The following is a 24,212-nucleotide window of genomic DNA, read 5'->3' as shown; positions in this document are numbered from 1 at the left end:
CTTTTTGGGTCAATTCTTAGTTTAACACAAAGAAGGGTGGACGTCCATGCGTCCACCCTTCCATTATTATGAATTTTTTATAAAAATCTTAAGAACTGATGAACAGATTACATCATTCCCATTCCGCCCGGTGCAGGAGCTGCCGGAGCCTCTTCTTTGATATTAGCCACGCATGACTCTGTTGTAAGGAATGTGCTTGCTACACTTGTTGCATTCTGAAGTGCGCTTCTTGTAACCTTGGCCGGATCCAGGATACCTGCTTCCACCATGTTCACATATTCTTCTTTGTAAGCATCAAAACCGATGCCGTCTGCAGATTCTTTTACCTTGTTGATGATAACAGATCCTTCAAGTCCAGCATTTGCTGCGATATGGTACAGAGGAGATTCCAGTGCCTTTAAGATGACCTTAGCGCCTGTCTTCTCATCACCTTCAAGAGTTTCAATAAGCTTTTCAACCTCTTTGGATGCATGGATATATGCTGAACCGCCGCCTGATACGATACCTTCTTCCACTGCTGCTCTTGTTGCATTTAAAGCATCCTCCATGCGGAGCTTAGCTTCCTTCATCTCTGTCTCAGTAGCAGCGCCTACGCGGATAACTGCAACACCGCCTGCCAGCTTAGCAAGTCTTTCCTGAAGTTTTTCTCTGTCAAAGTCAGATGTTGTCTCTTCAATTGCAGCTCTGATCTGGCCGATCCTGTTCTGGATCTCTGCCTTATCTCCGCAGCCGTCAACAATAACTGTATTCTCTTTCTGTACTTTTACAGATTTTGCGCGTCCCAGCTGTTCCATTGTGGCATCCTTTAATTCCAGACCAAGTTCTTCAGAGATAACCTGGCCGCCTGTCAGAATAGCGATATCCTGAAGCATTTCTTTCCTTCTGTCACCATATCCCGGAGCCTTCACTGCCACTACCTGGAATGTTCCTCTTAATTTATTTACGATCAGTGTTGTAAGAGCTTCACCCTCAACATCCTCAGCGATGATGAGAAGCTTCTTGCCTCCCTGTACGATCTGCTCTAAAACCGGAAGGATCTCCTGAATATTGGAAATCTTCTTATCTGTGATCAGGATGTACGGATCATCCAGGACTGCTTCCATTTTTTCCATATCTGTAGCCATGTATGCTGAGATGTATCCTCTGTCAAACTGCATACCTTCTACCAGGTCCAGCTCAGTCTTCATTGTCTTAGACTCTTCAATTGTGATGACACCGTCATTAGAAACCTTTTCCATAGCATCTGCCACCATGTTTCCAACTTCGTCCTCACCTGCTGAGATAGCTGCAACTCTTGCCATCTGCTCTTTTCCTGTTACCTTGCTGCTCATGGCTGCGATAGCTTCTACTGCTGTATCTGTAGCTTTTCTCATACCCTTGCGCAGAACGATAGGATTAGCGCCTGCTGCCAGGTTCTTCATTCCTTCGTGGATCATGGACTGTGCCAGAACTGTAGCTGTTGTAGTTCCATCACCTGCCACGTCATTTGTCTTAGTAGCAACTTCCTTTACAAGCTGTGCTCCCATATTCTCGAAAGCGTCTTCCAGCTCGATCTCTTTTGCGATTGTCACGCCGTCATTTGTGATGAGCGGTGTTCCGTACTGCTTGTCAAGGACAACATTCCTTCCTTTCGGTCCAAGTGTCACCCTTACTGTATTTGCTAATTTGTTAACGCCTGCTTCCAGTGCTGCTCTTGCGTCTGCGCCGAATTTAATATCCTTTGCCATTTCTGATTCCTCCTAGTTTTCTGATCTATATTATTTCTATATTATATCAATTATTTCAGCCGCGATCCGCATTTACCGCTGATCTGTCCGGCCTGCCTGAACATTTATAAACAAACCTGTTAAATAATCAGGCTTATTCTACAATTGCAAGAATATCACTCTGTTTTACGATAATGTATTCTTCGTCATCTAACTTAACTTCATTTCCTGCATATTTGGAATAAATAACTTTGTCGCCTGCTTTTACCTGCATTGTAACTTCCTTGCCGTCAACCATTCCGCCAGGTCCTACTGCAACTACTTCTGCTTCCTGCGGCTTCTCCTGGGATTTGCTTGCAAGGATGATGCCTGATTTTGTTGTCTCCTCTGCTTCAAACTGTTTTAATACAACCCTGTCACCTAATGGTACTAACTTCATAAAAAATCTCCTCCTTATTTGTTAAGATCTGTTTTTACTTTTTTAATTATTAGCACTCACTTTTATCGAGTGCTAACCGATGCTCTTATATTAGTTAAATTGAGTTAAATGTGCAACTGCAGTTATGTCGCTCATTTTAATTATATTCACAAATTACCTCATGTATTCTTAATTTTTCTCTGTTTTTCTCATTTTTGTCCTTTTTATATTTTTTTTAGATTCTTAATTATTTATACTCAAAACACAGCCCGGGAACAACAGTGTTCCCGGGCTGTATAACGCGCCGTATAAGCTTATTTCATCTTTTCTTTTTTGATATTCTCAAGCTCATCAAAAACTACATCATTGATGACTTTGATGTATGTTCCCTTCATTCCTGATGAACGTGATTCGATGACGCCGGCACTTTCAAATTTTCGCAGGGCATTTACGATAACTGAACGGGTGATTCCGACTCTGTCCGCGATCTTGCTTGCCACCAGTATGCCTTCAGTGCCATCCAGCTCATCAAAGATATGGATGATCGCCTCCAGCTCTGAAAATGACAGCGTGCTGATCGCTGATTTCACAATCTGAACTTTTCTGTTTTCTTCTGCATTTTCCTCGTGTACGGAACGCATCATTTCAAGTCCCACAACAGTGGTCCCGTATTCACTCAGGATGATATCGTCTATCTCATACTGGCTGCTGCTCTTATACATAAATACAGTGCCCAGTCTCTCTCCCGCGATATCGATCGGGTTGATGATCGCCTGGTATTTCTTTACACTGTCTCCCACAAAGCCCAGTGTCTCCAGGTTCACATTCTCTTTTGTGGACAGGACGCCAAGAAGCCTCTCATTCAGCATCGGATCAATATATCCGCCTACCTTGTCCACAATTAATTCATTGATTTCTTCCACGCCCTCACTCAATCCTACTCCCAGAACTTTGCCTTTTCTACTGATGACCAGAATATTTGAACTCAATATCTCTGTCAGCACAGCGCAAATATCGTTAAACACAACTTTGCTTGAATTATTGTTATGCAAGAGTTTATTGATTTTTCTGGTCTTATCCAATAACTGTACGCTCATTATTCCTCCTGTTCTGTCAATCACCCCGGATTGGCTATGCCCAATGCGACACTACGTCATCATGTAGACATCTTAGCATACAATTATTTGAATTTCAATAAAAAATGCGAAAATTAAATACACTTTCTTTTATTTTCGTAACTGTTCCTAATCCGGCCTCAAGAGCGTGTTTTGAAAATGCTTTCCGCAAGATGTATGTCACAGTTACTTTTTAGATTCTACGTGTCCGCAGTGCTCATCCGCACAGACAAGCTTATTTCCTTTTTCCAGCATAATGCCACCGCAGTCGGGACATTTTTCTTTGGAAGGCTTCTGCCATGACATGAAATCGCATTCCGGATTATCCTCACAGCCATAATAGCGTCTTCCCTTCTTTGTCTTGCGAATCACCACATCTTTTCCGCATTTGGGGCAGGCGACTCCGATTTTTTCCAGGTAAGGCTTTGTATTGCGGCAGTCAGGAAACCCGGGACATGCCAGGAAACGACCGTGGGGCCCGTATTTGATGACCATGTTCCTTCCGCATTCTTCACAGATGACATCCGTCACCTCATCCTCTATCTTTACCTTCTCCAGCTCTTCCTGGGCGATATTCACCGCTTCCTCCAGATCAGGGTAGAAATTGCTGATAACAGTCTTCCATGTGACAACCCCCTCTTCCACCTTATCCAGGAGAGATTCCACATTAGCTGTGAAGTTCACGTCAACTATACTTGGGAAAGCCTGTTTCATCATGTTGTTGACTACTTCACCCAGCTCTGTCATATAGAGGTTCTTATTTTCCTTCGCCACATAACGCCTGTTGATGATCGTTGTAATAGTGGGCGCATATGTGCTTGGGCGTCCGATGCCCAGCTCCTCCAGAGTCTTCACCAGGGCTGCTTCTGTGTAATGTGCAGGCGGCTGTGTGAAATGCTGTTTGCTGTCAAATTCCTTCAGCGCCAGCTGTGTGGACTTATCCAGTCCCTTCATCATCACATTTCCGCTTTCAGGTTCATCGCTCTCCTGCACATAGACAGCCATAAATCCGTCAAAAGCCAGCTTTGACGCTGCAACTGTAAAACGGTATTCACCTGCGCCTATCTTGACAGAAGTTGTCTCATATCTGGCATTTTCCATTCTGCTGGCTGTAAAACGCTTCCAGATAAGCTGATAGAGACGGTACTGGTCCCTGGAAAGAGAATCCTTCAGTGATATGGGAGTCCTCTCTATATCACTGGGACGGATAGCCTCGTGGGCATCCTGGATCTTTTTGCCGCTCTTCTTTTCCTGGACTGTCCCTGAGACATATTCTTTTCCATATGTCTTGTCAATGTATTCTCTCGCTGCTTTATCAGCCTCTTCAGATATCCTGGTTGAATCAGTACGCAGATAAGTTATGAGACCGACTGTCCCGTTTCCCTTGATATCAATACCTTCATAGAGCTGCTGTGCCACACGCATAGTCTTCTGTGTGGAAAAGTTCAGGACTTTTGACGCTTCCTGCTGCAGTGTACTGGTGGTAAAAGGAAGGGGGGCTTTTTTAGTCCTCTCACCTTTCTTGACGTCCGCCACCTGATAGCTCACACCCTCCAGGCCCTTTAATATCTTGTCCAGCTCTTCTTTTGAGCGGATCTGGATCTTTTCTTTTTCTGTCCCGTAAAACTTGGCCTTAAGCGGCTTTTTTTCTCCCGGTACTGTAAAATCGGCATCCAGGGTCCAGTATTCCTCCGGAATAAAAGCGTTTATCTCCTCTTCCCTGTCTCCGATGATCCTAAGCGCCACTGACTGTACACGCCCGGCGCTTAAGCCTCTCTTTACCTTTGCCCACAGAAGCGGGCTGATCATATATCCCACCATACGGTCCAGCATCCTTCTGGCCTGCTGGGCATCTACCAGATCCATGTCGATCTCTCTGGCATGCTTAAGTGACTCTTTTACCGCTGTCTTTGTGATCTCATTAAAAGTGATACGGTACATTTTGCTGTCATCCAGCTTCAGCGCTTTTGAAAGGTGCCAGGAGATGGCTTCCCCTTCACGGTCAGGGTCAGTTGCCAGATAGACTTTATCGGCTTTTTTTGCCTCCTTGCGGAGTGCGGCAAGGATGTCCCCCTTCCCTCTGATAGTAATATACTTCGGCTCATAGCCGTGTTCCACATCAATTCCCAACTGGCTTTTGGGAAGGTCTCTTACATGGCCGTTGGATGCTGTCACCTCATAATTCGCGCCAAGGAATTTTTTAATTGTTTTGACTTTTGTCGGTGACTCCACGATCACTAAATATTTCGCCATTCACTAATACCCCCATGTTCGGCATTTATCATTCATCTCTCAGGATGTAATAATTTTTCCAGACTTCTTTGATCAAACCTTTTAATTCCAGCCTTATAAGAGCCTCTGCCACAGCTGCCGCAGAAGCCTTTGTCTCTGTTACCAGTTCCTGAAGGCTTTTGGGTTGTAAATCCACACAACTATACACCAAAATTTCGTTCGTTTCAAGTCCAATATTACATTTTTTTATTTTGGGGGCATCTGCACTGCCATACCCCAGCTCCTCCAAAAACGCGGGTACAGACAGCAGAACGCCTGCTCCCTGGGCTATCAGACGATTGCTCCCGGCGCTCAATTCATCCCCCGACCTGCCGGGAAGGGCATAGACATCCCGCCCCTGTTCCAGGGCAAAATCTGCCGTAATAAGTGAGCCGCTCTTCATCCTGGCCTCTATCACCACCACCACATCAGCCAGCCCGCTGATGATCCTGTTTCTCATGGGAAAATGGTATGCCGCAGGAGGGCTTCCCGGCGGAAACTCCGAGATCAGGCCGCCCCTGTCCGCCAGCGCCCCATAGAGGCCTCTGTGAGATATGGGATAGCAGATATCCACCCCGCTGCCCAGCACTGCAAAGGAGGCCCCTCCCGCATCAAGGGCCGCCTGCTGTGCAAACCCGTCTATGCCGTAGGCCATGCCGCTGATGACCTCCACCCCATGCTCCGCCAGCTTTCTGCCCAGATCCTGTGATATATTTTTTCCATAGGACGTACATTTTCTTCCCCCCACAACAGCCACGGCAGGCCTGAAGGGACAGGGCAGTTCTCCTTTTACGAAAAGCCCGAAGGGGCTCTCAGGAATATTCCGAAGCCTCTCAGGAAACTTCTCATGTGCGGCGCTGATAAAATGTATTCCCTCTTTCTTCCATTTATGATATTCTCTCAGGAAAGCCTTTCCCCTGCGCCTTCCTGCAAGTTCATTTTTTATTTTCAGGCTCAGCCCCGGACACTCCCTGATCGCTTCATCCCCGGCGCTGTAGGCCGCCTGCGCATCGCCAAATCTGCTGATTATTTTCTGGATCCCTCCATAATAAAGGCCCTGCTGTGAACAGAGCCACAGCCATGCTTCCTCTTTTCCGTCTGACACCATCAGTATATCCCTCCCCTGTTCCAGTATTTCCTGTCAGCAGAGCGGTAGCATACAGCCTCCGCCGCATGTCCTCCCCTGATGATGCTGCTTCCCTCCAGGTCCGCTATAGTCCTGGCTGTCCGGATAACGTGGTGATAAGAGCGGACGCTTAAGTCCAGCCTGTAAAATGCACTTTTCATAATCTCCTCTGCCTCCCTGTCCATAGCACAGTATCTGGATATGCCTTCTCCGTCCAAATCTGAATTGTACCTGTACGCACTCCCCCTGTAGCGCTCCTCCTGAATCTCCATGGACGCGCATACCTTTGCGCGCATCCCGGCTGAGTCCTCCCCCGGGGGCGCAGACAGCATGTCATCATATCCCGCCTTTGGGATCTCCACACACATATCGAACCTCTCCAGCAGCGGCTGGCTGATCCTGCCTAAATATCTCTGGACCTGTCCGGGTGTGCAGATACACCTCTCCAAATCAGGAAAATACCCGCATTTACACGGATTCATGGCTGCGGCCAGCACAAATCTGGCCGGGAACATACAGCTCCCTCCCATCCTGGCTATCCATATGCTGTGCTCCTCCAGGGGCTGCCGGAGTATTTCCAGTGTGGATGATGAAAATTCCGCCAGTTCATCCAGAAACAGCACTCCTCTGTGCGCAAGGCTCACCTCCCCTGGTCTGGGATACCGTCCTCCCCCGGCCAGGGCCTGGGCAGTCACCGTGTGATGGGGCGCCCTGAAGGGCCTTGTTTTCAGGAGAGGCTCTCCCTTGGGCAGCATTCCGGCAATACTGTATATCTTTGACACCTCCAGCTGCTCCTCCTCCGACATGGGCGGCAGGATAGTGGGGAGTCTTTTGGCGATCAGCGATTTGCCAGCCCCGGGAGGCCCTATGAATAATATATTGTGCAGCCCGGCCATGGCTATCTGAGCGGCCCTCTTTCCCGCCTCCTGTCCCAGTATGTCAGAAAAATCCTCTCTCTCATGCCTGAGCGGCTCTGTATCATTTTTCTGCCCTTCCCCTCCTCCTTCCCGATACCTTTCCTCATCCTGCGCCTTTTCCAAAATACTGCGCCCTTCTATAATATCTATGGCCTCATTCAGGTTCCCGGCTCCGTATGCGGCAATGCCTCCGGCGGCCTGTGCCTCCTTTAAGTTCTCTCTCGGCACCAGGAAGAGCCGGCAGCCTGACTCCTTTGCCATGAGCGCCATGGGGAGTACCCCTCTGACAGGCCGTATTTCCCCGTTTAAGCTTAATTCTCCCGCCGCCATGATATTTTCCACGGAGGATGGTCTTAAATGGCCATATGCACCAAGAATCCCTATTGCTATGGGCAGATCAAAGGAGGTTCCCTCCTTCCTTAAATCTGCCGGTGACATGTTCAGGGTGATCCTCTTTGGCTGCAGGCGGATCCCGCTGTTTTTTATGGCTGTGCGGACCCTGTCCTGCGCCTCCCTCACCTGGGATGACAGATATCCCACCATGGAAAACATGGGAAGCCCCTCACTGACATCAGCCTCCACCTCCACAAGCCTGCTGTCCACTCCCAAAAGAGCTGCTGATAAAATACTGCAAAACAAAAAAACATACCTCCTTCCGGTAAAATTCAATTAGACTGGTTATCGATTCATTTATAAAATGGAAATAATGGCAGAACTGCCAAAAAAGAACAGCCGGGGCTGATGCCCCGCCGTGTAAGCAAAAAAAATATTATAATATGATTATATCACAAAACTTCAAAAAGACAAGCCGCAGAAGCTTAAGATTTCCCTGCCTGATACTTCCTGTACAGATATCCTGCTATCCGTGCTGCCCTTCTGCAGGCCCTGCCCATCCTCCCGGACCGTGAGCTCACTCCGGCAGACTGAAGCCATGAACCCTTCGCCCTCCAGCATTGCAAATCCGGCACCGTATACGTCAAAACTCCTGTTTCTGCATCCTGACATGTCGATAGTGCGCATCTCCCTGTCTATACCGCAGCCCAGATATTTTAGATAGCTCTCCTTCGCAGTCCAGATTCTCGTAAAAAAAACTGCCCGCCCGTCCGGGTCAGCAATCTGCTCCAGCATTTCAAGCTCCTTTGGATGGCATACTCTTCCTGCCAGCTTTTCTTTATAGGGCTTTACAGTCTCTATATCAGCCCCTGTCTCACAGGCAGATACAGCGCACAGGATCCCCCTGCTGCAATGGCTGTAATTAAAAAAAATATCCGGATAATCTTCAAGATAAGGCTTTCCTCTGCTGCCGCTCAGTATATCCGGCATAAATCCCGTCCCCCAGTCCTCCTGCAGCTTCATCGCCAGCAAAGCATACGCCAGCACGCTCTGAGCCCTGGCTTTTGGATTTTTAAGGTTCCTGGCCTTTTCATACCGCTCCCGGGGCAGCAGTTCCATTATTTTATCAATATATGGCTCCTGCAGCCATTCTTCAGATTTAAGCAGATATGCCTTTATCCTTTGCATCTTCCCACTCCTCTTTATTCTGTAAAGCACTCTCTGAGCTTTTTCAGTGCATTTTTTTCAATCCTGGATACATATGAACGCGAGATCCCCAACCTGTCGGCTATCTCCCTCTGGGTCGTCTCTTCCTCCCCGCAGAGGCCGTAGCGGAGCTTTAAAACCTCCTGTTCCCTCTGGTTCAGAGCTATATTCAGCAGGCCGTACAGCTTCTTAGTGTTCTGCTGCAGCTCCATATTGTCCACAACATCTTCATTCGTGCTCTCTATGATATCCAGCAGATTTATCTCATTACCTTCCTTGTCTGTTCCTATGGGCTCATACAGGGAGACCTCCTTGGCCATCTTCCTGCGGACGCGGAACAGCATCAGCAGTTCATTCTCAATGCATCTGGCCGCATATGCCGCCAGCCTGTTGGTCTTGCTGTGGTCAAAGGTCGACACCGCTTTAATAAGCCCGATGATTCCTGTAGAGATCAGGTCCTCTACATCCTCATCCGGGCTTTGATATTTTCTGGCTACATGCGCTACCAGCCTCAGATTGCGCTCTATGAGAATCCTCCGCGCTTCCATATCGCCCTCTTGATATTTTTGAAGGTAGTATTTTTCTTCGTCGGCTGTAAGCGGCTTTGGAAATGTCTTCAAAAAAAGCACCTCTTGGCGGATTTAATACAGTTTATGTCTAAATGCCCCAGTTAGTGCCTTTCCCAAAAATTATTTTTGCGCCTGTTGAAAATTAACTGTGATCTTCACTACCTCGCTGTCTGTCCCCACGCGCATATTAGGTCCCCAGACGCCTACTCCCGATGTCACCACAGAGTCCATCCCGTCCACTATTATATGTCCGCAGGGATTCTTCCACATAAGGCCTATCAGAAGATTCCCAGGAAACAGCTGCCCGTCATGTGTATGTCCTGACAGATCCATATCAGCCCCTGCCGCAGCCAGTTTATCCAGTTCCTTCGGCTGATGGTCTATGACAAAGACAGGTTTTGATTTATCCAGGCCTTCCAGCAGTTCCTCAGGAGATTTTCTTCCTCCCTCCACCTTCCGCGCCCTGGAGAAATCCCGCCTTCCGGCAAGATAGAACTTATCATCCACGCATACGGCTTCATCATTGAGAAGCGTGATGCCCGCGCCCTTTAAAAATTCTTCCATCCTTGTATCATCATTTTCTCTGTCCCCTCTGCCAAAGGTAAATCCCGCCAGTATGGGTTCATCCAGGTCATGGTTTCCATAACAAGCATATACTCCATATTTACTTTTGATCCCTCTCAGGATCTCTTCTACCTTGTCAGGATTTTTGACCGAGTCAAATTCATTGTCAAATATATCCCCTGCAAAACAGACGACATCAGCATCCATCTCATTGATCCTGTCCACCATCTGCCTCATATGCCACTCGCCTATGCTGTAACCCAGATGCATATCAGCCGCCAGGACCACGGTCATTGTCTTATCCTCAAACTCCTTGGCCACCTCCACCTCATATGATGACGTGGTGATATGCCTTGCATGCAGAAGTCCCCAGACACTGAGAGCTATGACTGCCGCTGCAGCCACAGTGCCAGTTGTGATAAACATGGCCTTTGACTTTACCACATTATCCTTTAAGACCTTTGTGTGACGCAGGATCAGCCTGACAAGATCTGCCGCGGCAATGGCCAGAACTGCGTACAGAAATACACCCATCCAGAAATTGCTGACCTGCTTCAGCACCCTGTGCAGCCAGTAAGGCTGCTTGATCAGAAATGACGTGAGCACGGCTGTAGAACCGAAAACATATAAACCTATGAAGATCCGGCGGAAATATTTTCCTTTAAAAAACCGGTGACATGCACCCATCCACTTTAATGTCCATCTAAGCACGTAATAGCTGACAAGCAGATAGACCGGAGCCAGTAATATTGCGATCATCAGTTTCCTTCTTTCTCTGTTTCCATTTCCTGACGTCTCAGGATGTCATACTGCGAGAGCTTCATGCCCAGGTCCACATACAGCACCTGCTTGGGATGAGGAGCTGATTCCTGCTCTTCTCCGTCTTCATTTATGATACGTTTCACCTCTGCCCGGATATTCCGGCCGTCAGGCTTCATTACCTCGATCATCTCGCCTGTACAGAATTTATTTCTCTGCTCTATCCTGTAGCAGCCCTCACCGTTCTCTTCACCTATTATGCCCAGATAAGTGTATTCCTTTACATAAGTATTGCTGTCATATATCTGCGCTTCGCTGTCAGGCCTGCCATAGAAAAAGCCTGTTGTAAACTGGCGGTAGGTACAGTTGGATATCTGCTCCCTGTACCACGGCAGATTCTCCTCATAGAGCCCTCTGTCCTTCAGACAGTCATCGATGGCCTTCCTGTATGTCCTGGCCACAGTAGCCACATACAGGGCTGTCTTCATCCGCCCTTCTATTTTAAAACTGTCTATCCCTGCTTCGATCAATTCCGGGATATGCTCTATCATACACAGGTCCTTTGAATTAAAGATATAAGTCCCCCGCTCATTTTCATAGACGGGCATATACTCTCCCGGCCTCGTTTCCTCCACCACCGAATATTTCCAGCGGCAGGGATGGGTGCAGGCTCCTCTGTTGGCATCTCTTCCTGTAAAATAATTGCTCAGAAGGCAGCGTCCGGAGTATGATATGCACATTGCCCCATGTATAAATGTCTCAATTTCCATCTCATCCGGGATATGGGCACGTATCTCCTTTATCTCTGCCAGGGACAGCTCCCTTGCCGAGACTACCCTCTTTGCTCCCAGCTCATGCCAGAACAGATATGTCTCATAATTTGTATTGTTGGCCTGTGTGCTTATGTGGCGCTCTATCTGCGGGCAGACTCTCTTTGCAATGTTAAAGACACCCGGGTCTGCAATGATCAGGGCGTCTGGTCCTATCTCCTTTAACTCCTCGAAGTATTCTTCTATGCCTGCCAGATCGTCATCATGAGCCAGGATATTTGCTGTCACATAGACCTTTACCCCATGCTCATGGGCAAATGCAATGCCCTCCCTCATGTCCTCCATGGAAAAGTTTTTAGCCTTTGCTCTCAGCCCAAATGCCTCTCCGCCGATGTACACTGCATCCGCGCCATATATCACGGCAATCTTTAACACTTCCAGGCTGCTGGCCGGTATCAGTAATTCAGGTGTTCTCATATATCATCATCCTTCTGTCTTGATACTGACTGCCACACCGTCCCCCAGGGGAACAATGCTGGTCGTCAGACTGTCATTATGTTTCAGCTCATAGAGGTAATCCCTCATTCTTTTGTAAATCGTCCTGTTCCTTCTCTCCACTGCAAAATGTGACTCAATAATATCACCGTCCTGCAGCACATTGTCAGATACAAGGACTCCGCCCGGCTCCAAAAGCCTCATCACCTCAGGAAAGAAATGGATATACTGCCCCTTCGCCGCATCCATAAATATGAAATCATAACTCCCCTGCAGCCCTGCAAGGATCTCCATGGCGTCCCCCTCAAGGAGCGTGATCATATCCTCCCTGCCTGCTTCCCGGAAATTCGTCCTGGCCACAGGTATCCTCTTCTCATACTTCTCAATTGTGGTGATATGGCAGCCCGCAGGGGCGTATTCACTTATCAGGAGCGTAGAAAATCCCACTGCTGTCCCCACCTCCAGAATCTTCATGGGGCGTTTTACAGCCAGCAGGACTTTTAAGAAGCTCTGTGTTTCCCTTCGAATTACAGGCACGAAGTCTCTTCGTGCCTGCTGCTCTATCTTATTCAAAAATGGTGTGTTGCCTGCATCAAGGGAATTGATGTAGGCAACCATCCTTTCATCTACTATCATCTGTTTCCAGCCTCTGTTCTTTATGTTTCCGATTCTGACTCTGTTTCGTCCGTGCCCGAGATCACCTCAAGCATCATATCGGCAGACCAGGAATTATTCAATGTGTATGTCCCTGGTTTTATCTTGTTGTGATATTTTGAGAGAAGCTCCTGGACACGGAAGACATCAGCATCCAGTATCAGCCGCTTTTCTTCCAGCAGCTTCCCCACATCCCCTGCATCCATTCCGTCTGGTATGGTCACCACCACATCCTTTCCCGGCGGATCTGACACAGTCTCCTGGGCAAATACCTTATATCCGAAGTCATATGCCTTTTTTCCTATGGCTATGAGCGCTAAGACGATCAGGACCAGAATCACGATTTTCAGTATTGTAAACAGTATTGCTGATGCAGTATTCTTCGTCTTCATGCCTTCTCCCCTCTGTCGTACATAATCCATCCTTACAGTATAATAGCATCCGCTATATCATCCAGCTCCAGGTCTATAACACTGACCAGCGCCTGGCTGATCTTCTGCATCATACGGCAGACCCTGAGTTCTGCTTCCAGATATTCATGGACAAGCGGATTCTTGCGGAAGTCCTCATACTCCCTCTCCAGATCAGCCATCTCTAAAAGCAGCTTCTCGCTGTCAGGCTGGTTCTGGATGAGGTAATTGCGCCGCCTGAAATCATTGATCTGTTTTTTGAGTTCCGGCTGTCCTGAAAGCTCCTCTTTCACACTTATATATCTGGCATATGCTTCACTGGAGGTCACTGCCTCCATCAAAGCCCTGGTGCAGCCTTCAACTTTATCCATCTGCATCTTCCTTATACTTCCATTATGATAGGCAGGATCATTGGATTGCGTTTTGTTTTCTTCCAAAGGAAATCCCCCAGGGATTCCTTTACATTATTTTTGATCTTGCCCCAGTCTGTTATTTTCTTATCCATGCAGTAGTCAAGAGAATTCTCAACCACATGCCTGGCTTCTTCCATCAGGCTCTCTGATTCTCTCACATACACAAATCCTCTGGAGACGATATCAGGCCCTGCCATTACCATATTGCTGTGCTTTTCCAGTGTGAGCACAACGATCAGTATGCCGTCCTCTGCCAGGTGCTGGCGGTCACGCAGAACGATATTCCCCACATCACCCACACCCAGTCCGTCTACAAAAATAGCGCCTGTCTGTACATGGTTCACTACCTTAGCCTGGCTGTCATCCAGCTCAAGCACGTCCCCTGAGGACAGGATGAAGATATTCTCCTTCTCTATCCCGAGATTCTTCGCTATCTCTGCCTGTGCCTTCAGATGGCGGTATTCTCCATGGACAGGGATCGCATATTTAGGTCTCACCAGTGAATAGATAAGCTTGATCTCTTCCTGGCAGGCATGTCCTGATACATGGGCATCCTGGAAGATGACATCAGCGCCCTTCATGGACAGCTCATTGATAACCTTTGAAACAGCCTTCTCATTTCCGGGAATCGGGTTGGAACTGAAGATCACTGTATCGCCCGGCTTTATCGTAACCTTCTTGTGAACATCTGCAGCCATACGTGACAGCGCTGCCATGGACTCACCCTGGCTGCCTGTTGTGATAAGCACCATCTGTTCATCCGGATAGTTCTTCATCTGTTCGATCTCTATCAGTGTATTGTCCGGAATATTCAGATAACCCAGCTCTGAGGCAGTTCCGATGACATTGACCATGCTCCGGCCTTCCACCACTACCTTCCTGCCGAACTTATAAGCTGAATTGATGATCTGCTGCACCCTGTCTACATTAGAAGCAAATGTAGCGATGATGATCCTTGTATTTTTATGCTCAGCAAATATATTATCAAACGTTCTTCCAACTGTGCGCTCCGACATTGTAAAGCCCTTGCGCTCCGCATTTGTAGAGTCGCACATGAGGGCAAGAACGCCTTTTTTCCCTATCTCGCCAAAACGCTGCAGGTCGATGGCGTCACCAAACACAGGCGTATAATCTACCTTGAAGTCACCTGTATGGACAATCGTCCCTGCCGGTGAATAGATAGCCAGTGCGGATGCGTCCTGGATACTGTGGTTTGTCTTAATAAATTCAACGCGGAATGCGCCCAGATTTATGGACTGTCCGTGTTTCACTACTTTTCTCTTTACTTTCTTTAAAAGGCCATGCTCTTTTAATTTATTGTCTATCAGTCCCACAGTCAGCTTCGTGGCATATACCGGGATATTTATTTCCTTAAGCACGTAGGGAAGGGCGCCGATATGGTCCTCATGGCCGTGGGTTATCACGAACCCCTTCACTTTGCTGATATTATCCTTCAGATATGTGATATCCGGAATCACCAGATCGATCCCCAGCATGTCGTCCTCCGGGAAAGCCAGACCGCAGTCCACAACAATTATACTGTCTTCGAATTCAAAGGCAGTAATGTTCATTCCTATCTGTTCCAGTCCACCTAAAGGAATGATTTTCAATTTTGAGTTATTAATGTTTTTCAAAAAAATATACCTCCATTTTCTTTTATTATCCGTCCTTGATCATTTGTACTTATAGTATTCCCCGTGATTTTAAGGATATAATCCGTCCGGACGCAATGATACCCTTGAAATTTTGTGAATAACTATATTTTATTATTTATTTAACATCAAACGCGGCAGGTTTTTCCTACAGCGTGATATCCACATCCTCCAGCATCTCAGAAAATATCCTGGATACGGCTTCCAGCTCATCATCGTCATCCACGATCTCAAACAGAGCTTCTGCATCGCCGTCTGCTGATAAATCTTTTAAAATCAGTGCTTCTGCATCGTCTTCCTCTGAATCAGTTACCAGAATATAATTAATCCCGTTAATACGGGTTTCTTCCAACACAAAAAATTCTGCAGTTTCCTGTGTGTCTGCAAAATCGAATTTAATCTTTTCCATGATTTTTCATATCCTCGCAATCTAAATAACCCTGCAGAATATAGACAGCAGCAAGCATGTCCACATATTCTTTACGGTTTTCACGGCGCACATTCCCCTCTATAAGAGTCCTGTTCGCCTCCACAGTCGTCAGCCGTTCATCCCACATAATAACAGGCAGGCCTGTCCGTCTCTCTAACATTTCTTTGAATGCCAGAGACTTCTCAGCCCTGTCTCCGATAGTATTATTCATATTTTTCGGGAACCCAAGGACAATGGTCCCTACTTCATATTCTTCAATCAAAACTTCAATACGCGCCAGAGTCTGGCGAAGCTTATTTTCAGACGTTCTTCTTATTATTTCTATTCCCTGCGCGGTCAGATGCAAGGCATCGCTTACAGCGACACCTACTGTCTTTGAACCGTAGTCTAATCCCATTATTCTCATAGTTTCGCCTACTGCCACGCCTTATTCCTGATATATTCCTTCAGCAGCTCTTCCACCAGCTCGTCACGCTCAACCTTCATTATGAGGCTTCTCGCATTATTGTGGCTGGTAATGTAAGTCGGATCTCCGGACATAATATATCCGACAATCTGGTTCACAGGATTATAACCTTTTTCTCTCATAGCATTATAAACCGTATCCAGAATTTCTTTCACCTGAAGCTCTGTATCAGAACTAACCTTAAAATATTGAGTATTACTTATTTTTGCCATTTTCTCACGCCCTTAACTAAACTTTATATCTATTCTAATATAAATGTTGCCAAAATTCAATCAATTTTTGCAAAGAAATCACTTTCTGTCAAAATTATCCGTCTGATCTTGTTTGTGAGGTCCTCTTTGCTCCTGACTGCCACTCTGATATATTCTTTCGTATGTCCGGAAAAATATTCCTCCCCATCCTTAATAAATCTCTCTTCGAAGAGCACCTCGGCCTCTTTCCCTATATAAGCCTCCTCATATGCCCTCTGGTTTTTATTTCCCAGTTCTATCAGCTGTGCGCTTCTCCTGCTCTTGATCTCATCAGGGACCTGGTTCTCCATGACAGCCGCCTTCGTTCCTTTTCTTCTGGAATACTTAAAGATATGCGTCTCATAAAACATGATCTTCTCCAGAAACTTTTTTGTCTCCCCGAATTCTTCTTCCGTCTCCCCCGGGAATCCCACGATCACATCAGTGGTGAGCGCCGGATTCTCAAAGTACTTCCTGAGAAGCTGGCATTTCTCATAATATTCCTCCGTGCTGTACCGCCTGTTCATCCTTTTCAGGGTAGCGTCACACCCGCTCTGGAGTGAGAGGTGGAAATGTGGGCAGATCTTCTCCATACCGGAGATGACTGAGACAAATTCCTCTGTGATGATCCGAGGCTCCAGCGATCCCAGCCTGATACGCCTAATGCCTTCTATTTCATTTACGGCACAGATTAATTCCAGCAGGCTGGTTCCATGGTCTATGCCATAAGAGCTCAGATGGATCCCCGTGAGCACTACCTCCTGATAGCCGCTGGCGGCAAGCCCTCTCACTTCACTCACCACATCGGAGAGCTGCCTGCTCCTGACCCTTCCCCTGGCATACGGAATGATACAGTAGCTGCAGAACTGGTTGCATCCGTCCTGTACTTTGATATAGGCCCTGGTATGCTCTGCCGTCCTGGTGATGGACAATTCCTCATATTCTGCCGTGTGGTTCACGTCTATGACAGACTCTTCTTCCTGTTTTCCTTTCTCCCAGTGCTCTTCCAGAATCCTGACAAGGTCCTTCTTTCTGTTGTTTCCGATAACAATATCTATCGCCTCGTCCTTTTCGATCTCTTCCTTTGCTGCCTGTACGTAGCAGCCCGCAGCCACCACGACTGCACCGGGGTTCATTTTTTTCGCCTTATGCAGCATCTGCCTGGACTTGCGGTCAGCAATGTTCGTCACTGTACATGTATTGATCACATATACATCCGCTCCAGGTGCAAACGGTACGATCTCATATCCATTTTCCTCCAGCAGCTGCTGCATGGCTTCTGTTTCATATGCATTCACTTTACAGCCCAGATTGTGAAGGGCGGCTTTCTTTTTCATTTATTTTTCCTCTCATATTAAGTATGTTTATTAAACAATTCGGCATTTTTATGACATTTGACGAATAACACTTTATAAGTTTGTATGTTTATCCCTTGACTTTTTCAGCCTCAAAATGTAAGATGATACTAACAAAAATAAAGGGAGGTTTTTCCAATGAAAACAGTAAGGATTTCTTTAAATTCCATTGATAAAGTAAAATCATTTGTAAACGAAATCACAAAATTTGATTATGATTTCGACCTTGTATCAGGCAGATACGTTATTGACGCAAAATCTATTATGGGCATTTTCAGCCTGGATTTATCTAAGCCGATCGACTTAAATATCCATGCAAACGAGGGTGCTGATGAAGTATTAGAGACTCTCGCTCCATACATCGTTTAATTCTGTCAGTGATGCCGCCAGGCATCAGGAATCTATATCAGAGAATTCAGAAGCTTACAGCGTCCGGCTTGCCGGGCCTGTAAGCTTTCTTTTATTCCCGCGGGCAGCGAGCCAGATGAACATGCCTGCATGTACATTTGGCGGCTGCCGCGAGGGTCAAAACTTATACTCCTATGCCTCCACCCAGACAGCTTCAGCCGTGCTCACAGCTGTCTCTATCATTTCTTCGATCTTCTCTTCCAGGTTCTTCTCTGAACGTTTTATAATATTGATATTTGGCTTTGTGACAGGATGCTTTGCCACAAAGATCGTACAGCAGTCTTCATATGGCTGTATGGATGTCTCATAAGTATCGATCTTTTGTGCAATATCCACGATATCCTGCTTGTCAAAAGCAATGACAGGCCGAAAGACAGGCATAGTGCAGACTTCATTTGTCGCTGCCAGGCTCTGGATCGTCTGGCTTGCCACCTGGCCGATGCTCTCACCCGTGATCAGTCCGAGACAGCCTGTCTCTGATCCGATCCTCTGGGCTATCTTCATCATATAGCGGCGCATGATGATCGTAAGCTCTTCATGGGGGCATTTATCATAGATATACAGCTGGATATCCGTAAAATTCACAATATGAAGATTGATGGGCCCTGAATATCTGGCTACGATCTTTGCCAGGTCGATGACCTTCTGCCTGGCCCTCTCGCTTGTGTAGGGCGGTGCATGGAAATATACGGCGTCTATCTTCACCCCCCGCTTTGCTATCATATAACCAGCCACAGGGCTGTCTATCCCGCCTGAAAGCAGAAGCATGGCCTTGCCGTTAGTTCCCACAGGCATCCCTCCCGGTCCCGGGATGATCCTGGAATAAATATATATCTTCTCTCTTATCTCCACATTCAGAAGGATATCCGGCTTATGGACATCCACCTTCATCTCCGGAAAGGCTTCCAGCAGCCTCTCCCCAAGCGCACAGTTGATCTCCATAGAGTTCATGGGGTAATTTTTCCTGGATCTTCTGGCATTCACCTTAAATGTCTGCCTGCAGTCAGGATATACCTGCGCCATATAGTCAATGACAGTCTCAGCCAGAGCATCAAACCCGCCGTCCTCAATCTGAACCACAGGACAGATGCCAACGATGCCGAATACCTTTGTAAGCGCATCCACAGTCTCCTCAAAGTCATAGATCCCCAGACAGTCTACAAATATGCGGCCCTGCTCCTTATGGACGGCAAATTCCCCGTCTATCCTTTTGAGTGCATGGCGTATCTGTTTTACAAGAGCATCTTCAAACAGGTAGCGGTTCTTTCCCTTGATGCCTATTTCCCCGTATTTTATCAAAAAAGCTTTAAACATATCGTATCTCCTCTAGTGGCGTGCATACCTTTTCAGCATTGGCACGATTTCTCTTAATTGCTCCAGGCAGTAGGACAGCTCCTCCTCTGTGGTGTGTACAGAAAAGCTGAACCTTACAGCTGACTCTGCCATCTCAGAAGACAGGCCTATTTCCCTGAGCACTGTACTGACGGGCAGCTTCTTGTTGGATGAGCATGCTGACCCGGCCGACACATAAATCCCTCTTTCTTCCAGAGCGTGAAGCAGAACCTCACTGCGCACTCCCGGAAAACTGGCATTTACGATATGGGGGGCTCCCGCTTCTCCTTCCTCACTGTTCAGTGATGCCTCCGGCATCTTTTTCAGCTCATCTGTAAAGTATTTCTTCAGTTCATAGAGATGGGCCATCTTTTTGTCAAAATCAGTGTATATCTCCCTGGCGGCAGCTCCTAAGCCTGCAATGCCTGGCACATTGTCAGTGCCTGAACGCATGCCCTTCTGCTGTCCCCCGCCCAGTATCAGAGGTTTTATCTTCACCTTACTGTCCACATAGAGAAAGCCCGCGCCTTTTGGCCCATGTATCTTGTGGGCGCTCACAGACAGCATGTCTATCCCTGACCTCTTGGGATATATCCTGTATTTTCCATAGGCCTGTATGGCATCTGCGTGGAAGATGATATCCGGCTTCTTCTGCCTGATCAGCTTCCCTATCTCCTCTATAGGCTCCAAAACCCCAATCTCATTATTCACATACATGACAGATACAAGTATGGTTTCATCTGTTATGGCGTCTGAGAGCTCTTCCAGACTGATATGCCCCTTCCTGTCTGTCTTTAAATATGTCACCCTGAAGCCCTGCTCCTCCAGATACTGCATGGGTTCCAGGACTGCCGCATGTTCAACTGCTGTTGTAATGATATGCATGCCTGCCCTTTTGTTTGCCATGGCGGCTCCTATCAGCGCCCAGTTGTTTGACTCAGTCCCTCCTGAGGTGAAATAGATCTCTTTCTCCTGCACTTTCAAGGTGCGGGCTATGATCTCCCTGGACTCCTTCAGATACCTCTCGGCCTCCACGCCTTTATTATGCTTTGACGACGGATTTCCGTAATCTTCCATCATGGTCCTGACCACAATGTCCCGCACCGCTTCTGTGCATCTGGTGGTGGCCGAATTATCTAAATATGCTTCCATTAAACGCATCTTTCCTTTCTACTCTTCCAGCTGGTACATCAAAACAGACAGGACTGCAAGCCCTGCTGTCTCTGTCCGGAGGATCCTCTTTCCCAGGGTTATGGGCTCCAGCCCATGCTCCCTGGCATACTCTGCCTCTTCCCCGGCAAACCCGCCTTCGGGGCCTATGAACACAGCTATCTTCTTTCCAGGCCCGATACTTGCGATCAGCTCCCTGGTGTGCTCCATCCCCTTTGCCAGTTCATAGGGAAACAGCCTGATGTCCATGTCTTCTGCACAGGCGACTGCTTCCTTAAAGCTCATGACCTCCCTGATGCGGGGGATCAGAAGCCTTTTGCTCTGCTTTGCGGCGCTCTCTGAAATAGCCGACCACCTCTTCAGCTTAGCAGCTTCCTTTTTCGCATCCAGTTTTACTACACACCGCCTGGAAGCCACAGGTATGATCTCATGCACCCCAAGCTCCACGGCCTTCTGGATGATAAGCTCCATCTTGTCCCCTTTGGGAAGCCCCTGGAACAGATATATCTGTGAGGAAAGCTCAGCTGCCCCGTCCTCTGCCCACATGATGTCTGCCGTGACCTCTTCGCTGCTTATCTCTCTGATCTCACAGCGGTATTCCAGTCCATCCCGGCTGCTGCTCACGCAGATCTGTTCACCCGGCCTCATACGCAGCACATTCTTTATATGATTTACATCTGTTCCGACTATCCTTATTTCATTTTCCCCGACCTGTTCCGGGGCAGCAAAAAAATGATACATGGCATTCTCCAATATTAATTCGTTGTATCTGTTCAAGTAACATTAATTCTTCTGAGCCGTTACAGATACCCACTCTCCCTGGTGCGTTACTTCCAGGACAGTAAGGCCCGCCGCCTTCACGGCATTTACCACTGTCTCTTCTTTATCGTCAATGATCCCTGAGGTGATATAGAGAGCTCCCTTTTTCATCTGATCCACGATCACAGGAGTCAGGGGCACAAGCACCTCTGCCAGGATATTTGCCGCCACAATATCGTATTTCTCATATCCCACAGCATCCTGCACTGCCTTATCATCTATAATATTTCCTATCATTACATCCATCTGGCCTGCCGGTATGCCGTTGGCCTCCATATTCTCTCTCGTTGCATTGATGGCACATGGATCCAGATCTGTCCCCACGGCATGCTTTGCCCCCAGCTTAAGGGCCACTATGGAGAGGATGCCGCTCCCTGTTCCCACATCCAGAAGCTCAGTGTTCTCATCCACATATTTCATCAGCTGGCGCATGCAGAGCTGCGTAGTCTCATGCATCCCGGTGCCGAATGCCGTACCCGGATCAATATGGATGATCATTTTATCTGCATCCTCGGGCCTGACCTCTTCCCAGGAGGGGATGATCAGTATATCATCTACATAGAACTGGTGGAAATACTGTTTCCAGTTATTGATCCAGTCCTTATCCTCTGTCTGGGATTCTGTGATGGTACACTCTCCCACATCCATAAATGAAGAGAGGTCCTTTAATTCTTCCCTTATATCTGCAAGCATCTGCTCATTGTCAGCATCCGGCTCCAGATAAAAGCTTAAGTAAGCGATCCCGTCATCTGCCGGCCCCTCCGGAAGGATGTCCACAAACATCTGCTTCTTGTCATCCTCTGTCAGCGGTACCTTATCTTCTATCTCAACTCCCTCTACCCCCAGCTCAGCCAGGGTGGCAATAATAATATCCTCAGCGCCTGTGACTGTTTTCAGCGTAAATTTATTCCATTTCATTGATCTTACCTCTCATCTCACAAAATATGCCAAACTGCCAGATAAATATAGCATAAATGCAACTGCTTCGCAAGGCGAATTGACAAAGTAATCCATATCGTATAAAATAGCACTGGTATTATTTGCCACACAACACCTGAACCCGGGATTTTTGTGTAAAATACACACGAAAACATCTCGCGTGACAGTTGCTGCGAATGTTAACCTGAAAGGAGCTCTTATGACAGATTTACTGATCCTGTACTTCTCTGTTCTAAACCTGATGGGCCTGCTGTGTATGTGGTCGGATAAGAGAAGAGCAATCAGGCATGCCTGGCGCATACCGGAAAAGACCTTGTTCCTTGTAGCCATATTCGGCGGCAGCGCCGGTGTACTGGCCGGAATGTATCTTGTCCGGCACAAGACAAAGCACATGTCGTTCGTCATCGGCATACCACTGATCATACTGGCTCAGACCGCAGCTGCCTGCATGATCTGGCGCTGCATCGCGTCATAGCTGCCGGTATCTGGATGGCCATATTCAGGTTACATAAAATGTTTAATTGGAGAAGGAGAAAAGATGAAGAGTACTACCTTTATCAAAAGATTTCTGCTGTTTTTTCTGATTGTCTTCAGCGCTGTTTGTGCGGCCGGCTGCCGCAAAAACTCTCCTGAAAGAGCAGTGAAGGCAGAGCTGGATCTGATACAGGAGCTGGATGAGGATACGATCAAAGCTTTTGTCTCATATAAGGATATGATGCAGAGCCCGACTTCCACAACTGACGTGGGAGCTGAAACAGCGGAAGCCGTCAAACTGTTTTTTAAAAATTTCCGCTATGAGATCACCAGTACCACAGCTACCCAGAAGACAGCCACAGTAAACACTGAGATCACAAATCTTGATACAAAAGCAGTAGCGAAAGACGTATGTAAAAAAATCATTGCAAACTCCCTCGCTTCTAACATCACTTCCGATACACCAATCAGCCTCAACGATTATTTCCAGCTGCTTGGAGATACATTAAAAGAAAATGAATATGAGCTCGTCACATGGCCCGTCTCTTTTGATCTTGTCAAAGAAGAGGATGTCTGGGAAATACAGACGTCTGACGAATTAGAAGATGAACTTGTCGGCGGCTTTATTAAGGCTGTAAATGATCCGTATCTGCTTACCCCCGAAGAAGTATTTTCAATCACCTGTGATTATTTTAAAGGAATGAACGCCGAAGAATGGCTGGTCTACCTTGGAATGGACGACATTTTTACCACAGGGGTAGAAAATTATCATGAAATAGACCTTGCTTTTGCAGAACAGATACACAGCTGTTTTAATTACCAGATAGACAGCTCTGCAACAGAAGGTGACAGCGCCAGGATAACGGCCTCCATAACCAGCATGGATGGCAACAGCGTAATGAATGATTACGCAGGAAAGCTCATGGATTATGCATCCACCACTGAATCAGTGCGTGCCAGCGACGCCGAGATAGCTAACAAGAACGCCTCCTTTCTGCTTGAGGCCCTCAAAAACAATAAGGCAACTGTCTGTACTTCCGTGACCATCCCCATGTCCAATAATGGCACCTCCTGGGAGGTACAGATAACAGATGAATTAATCAGTTCACTGCTGGGAAATTTCAGTATTGCTACTGAGACGTTTCAGAAGAATACAATCGAATAGAGGAGAGCGATTAACTCCCCTCCTCTCACAGCGCCGTGCGTACCGT

The 24,212-nt window shown here is 47.2% G+C and carries 25 protein-coding genes; 3 read left to right on the top strand and 22 right to left on the bottom strand.

Annotated features, from left to right (window positions below; genetic code table 11):
* Window positions 1-107: 107 nt before the first annotated feature.
* From groL to mtaB, 18 genes are all read right to left on the bottom strand, one after another.
* Window positions 108-1,727, bottom strand: a complete 1,620-nt coding sequence (gene groL, locus NSB28_RS04410) for a chaperonin GroEL (protein ID WP_109625359.1) — start codon at window positions 1,725-1,727, stop codon at window positions 108-110.
* A 133-nt stretch (window positions 1,728-1,860) separates the two neighbouring features.
* A complete protein-coding gene (gene groES / locus NSB28_RS04405) occupies window positions 1,861-2,145 on the bottom strand; it encodes a co-chaperone GroES (protein ID WP_109625358.1) in 285 nt (94 codons plus the stop codon).
* Between the two features lie 293 nt (window positions 2,146-2,438).
* A complete protein-coding gene (gene codY, locus NSB28_RS04400; protein WP_109625357.1) occupies window positions 2,439-3,221 on the bottom strand; it encodes a GTP-sensing pleiotropic transcriptional regulator CodY in 783 nt (260 codons plus the stop codon).
* A 204-nt stretch (window positions 3,222-3,425) separates the two neighbouring features.
* On the bottom strand, window positions 3,426-5,492 hold the full coding sequence (gene topA / locus NSB28_RS04395; RefSeq protein WP_109625356.1) for a type I DNA topoisomerase: 2,067 nt from the start codon (window positions 5,490-5,492) through the stop codon (window positions 3,426-3,428).
* A gap of 28 nt (window positions 5,493-5,520) precedes the next feature.
* Complete coding sequence (gene dprA, locus NSB28_RS04390) at window positions 5,521-6,618, bottom strand: DNA-processing protein DprA (protein ID WP_109625355.1); 1,098 nt, start codon at window positions 6,616-6,618, stop codon at window positions 5,521-5,523.
* Entirely contained in the window at window positions 6,618-8,192 is a 1,575-nt protein-coding gene (locus NSB28_RS04385) for a YifB family Mg chelatase-like AAA ATPase (protein ID WP_109625354.1), read from the bottom strand. Before NSB28_RS04385 ends, dprA begins: the two co-directional genes overlap by 1 nt.
* Window positions 8,193-8,348: 156 nt before the next feature.
* Entirely contained in the window at window positions 8,349-9,074 is a 726-nt protein-coding gene (locus NSB28_RS04380) for a 4'-phosphopantetheinyl transferase family protein (protein ID WP_109625353.1), read from the bottom strand.
* Window positions 9,075-9,088: 14 nt separating this feature from the next.
* Window positions 9,089-9,712: an RNA polymerase sporulation sigma factor SigK gene (sigK, locus tag NSB28_RS04375; RefSeq protein ID WP_109625352.1), complete on the bottom strand. Its 624-nt coding sequence runs from the start codon at window positions 9,710-9,712 to the stop codon at window positions 9,089-9,091.
* A gap of 69 nt (window positions 9,713-9,781) precedes the next feature.
* The gene (locus tag NSB28_RS04370; protein WP_109625351.1) at window positions 9,782-10,984 is read right to left on the bottom strand and encodes a metallophosphoesterase; all 1,203 of its coding nucleotides are present in this window, start codon (window positions 10,982-10,984) and stop codon (window positions 9,782-9,784) included.
* Window positions 10,984-12,231, bottom strand: a complete 1,248-nt coding sequence (locus NSB28_RS04365; protein ID WP_109625350.1) for a peptidase U32 family protein — start codon at window positions 12,229-12,231, stop codon at window positions 10,984-10,986. Before NSB28_RS04365 ends, NSB28_RS04370 begins: the two co-directional genes overlap by 1 nt.
* A 6-nt stretch (window positions 12,232-12,237) precedes the next feature.
* Window positions 12,238-12,885 carry an O-methyltransferase gene (locus tag NSB28_RS04360; protein ID WP_109625349.1) on the bottom strand — a complete coding sequence of 216 codons (648 nt, stop codon included), beginning with the start codon at window positions 12,883-12,885 and terminating at the stop codon, window positions 12,238-12,240.
* Window positions 12,886-12,905: 20 nt separating this feature from the next.
* Window positions 12,906-13,295, bottom strand: a complete 390-nt coding sequence (locus tag NSB28_RS04355; RefSeq protein WP_257497455.1) for an endolytic transglycosylase MltG — start codon at window positions 13,293-13,295, stop codon at window positions 12,906-12,908.
* Between the two features lie 32 nt (window positions 13,296-13,327).
* Window positions 13,328-13,684 carry a YlbF/YmcA family competence regulator gene (locus NSB28_RS04350; RefSeq protein ID WP_257497456.1) on the bottom strand — a complete coding sequence of 119 codons (357 nt, stop codon included), beginning with the start codon at window positions 13,682-13,684 and terminating at the stop codon, window positions 13,328-13,330.
* Between the two features lie 11 nt (window positions 13,685-13,695).
* Window positions 13,696-15,360: a ribonuclease J gene (locus tag NSB28_RS04345; protein ID WP_109625346.1), complete on the bottom strand. Its 1,665-nt coding sequence runs from the start codon at window positions 15,358-15,360 to the stop codon at window positions 13,696-13,698.
* Between the two features lie 166 nt (window positions 15,361-15,526).
* The gene (locus tag NSB28_RS04340; RefSeq protein ID WP_109625345.1) at window positions 15,527-15,787 is read right to left on the bottom strand and encodes a DUF1292 domain-containing protein; all 261 of its coding nucleotides are present in this window, start codon (window positions 15,785-15,787) and stop codon (window positions 15,527-15,529) included.
* Window positions 15,774-16,214 carry a Holliday junction resolvase RuvX gene (ruvX, locus tag NSB28_RS04335; protein ID WP_109625344.1) on the bottom strand — a complete coding sequence of 147 codons (441 nt, stop codon included), beginning with the start codon at window positions 16,212-16,214 and terminating at the stop codon, window positions 15,774-15,776. The genes NSB28_RS04340 and ruvX overlap by 14 nt, the downstream gene beginning before the upstream one ends.
* Window positions 16,215-16,222: 8 nt before the next feature.
* Window positions 16,223-16,486, bottom strand: a complete 264-nt coding sequence (locus NSB28_RS04330) for an IreB family regulatory phosphoprotein (RefSeq protein ID WP_109625343.1) — start codon at window positions 16,484-16,486, stop codon at window positions 16,223-16,225.
* 56 nt (window positions 16,487-16,542) lie between these two features.
* Complete coding sequence (gene mtaB, locus NSB28_RS04325) at window positions 16,543-17,841, bottom strand: tRNA (N(6)-L-threonylcarbamoyladenosine(37)-C(2))-methylthiotransferase MtaB (RefSeq protein WP_109625342.1); 1,299 nt, start codon at window positions 17,839-17,841, stop codon at window positions 16,543-16,545.
* 156 nt (window positions 17,842-17,997) lie between these two features.
* On the opposite strand from mtaB, the gene NSB28_RS04320 reads away from it, so the two are divergent.
* Complete coding sequence (locus NSB28_RS04320) at window positions 17,998-18,228, top strand: HPr family phosphocarrier protein (RefSeq protein WP_109625341.1); 231 nt, start codon at window positions 17,998-18,000, stop codon at window positions 18,226-18,228.
* A 171-nt stretch (window positions 18,229-18,399) separates the two neighbouring features.
* Here NSB28_RS04320 and thiI read toward each other — a convergent pair whose 3' ends face one another.
* Genes thiI through prmA form a run of 4 tightly spaced genes read right to left on the bottom strand, consistent with a single transcriptional unit; the run spans window position 18,400 to window position 22,506 of the window.
* Window positions 18,400-19,581 carry a tRNA uracil 4-sulfurtransferase ThiI gene (gene thiI, locus NSB28_RS04315; RefSeq protein WP_109625340.1) on the bottom strand — a complete coding sequence of 394 codons (1,182 nt, stop codon included), beginning with the start codon at window positions 19,579-19,581 and terminating at the stop codon, window positions 18,400-18,402.
* 12 nt (window positions 19,582-19,593) lie between these two features.
* Window positions 19,594-20,751 carry a cysteine desulfurase family protein gene (locus tag NSB28_RS04310; protein WP_109625339.1) on the bottom strand — a complete coding sequence of 386 codons (1,158 nt, stop codon included), beginning with the start codon at window positions 20,749-20,751 and terminating at the stop codon, window positions 19,594-19,596.
* Between the two features lie 18 nt (window positions 20,752-20,769).
* Window positions 20,770-21,510, bottom strand: a complete 741-nt coding sequence (locus tag NSB28_RS04305; RefSeq protein WP_109625338.1) for a 16S rRNA (uracil(1498)-N(3))-methyltransferase — start codon at window positions 21,508-21,510, stop codon at window positions 20,770-20,772.
* 42 nt (window positions 21,511-21,552) lie between these two features.
* On the bottom strand, window positions 21,553-22,506 hold the full coding sequence (prmA, locus tag NSB28_RS04300; protein WP_109625337.1) for a 50S ribosomal protein L11 methyltransferase: 954 nt from the start codon (window positions 22,504-22,506) through the stop codon (window positions 21,553-21,555).
* Window positions 22,507-22,726: 220 nt separating this feature from the next.
* On the opposite strand from prmA, the gene NSB28_RS04295 reads away from it, so the two are divergent.
* Both NSB28_RS04295 and NSB28_RS04290 read left to right on the top strand, forming a co-directional pair.
* Window positions 22,727-23,002, top strand: coding sequence for a DUF1294 domain-containing protein (locus NSB28_RS04295; protein WP_109625336.1), 276 nt, complete (start codon window positions 22,727-22,729; stop codon window positions 23,000-23,002).
* A 63-nt stretch (window positions 23,003-23,065) separates the two neighbouring features.
* Window positions 23,066-24,166 carry a hypothetical protein gene (locus tag NSB28_RS04290; RefSeq protein WP_109625335.1) on the top strand — a complete coding sequence of 367 codons (1,101 nt, stop codon included), beginning with the start codon at window positions 23,066-23,068 and terminating at the stop codon, window positions 24,164-24,166.
* Window positions 24,167-24,212: the final 46 nt, after the last annotated feature.

The organism is Murimonas intestini, assembly GCF_024622195.1.
Taxonomy (GTDB): domain Bacteria; phylum Bacillota; class Clostridia; order Lachnospirales; family Lachnospiraceae; genus Murimonas; species Murimonas intestini.
The sequence above is the reverse complement of the archived record's forward strand: the minus strand, read 5'-3'. Positions and strand labels throughout refer to the sequence as shown.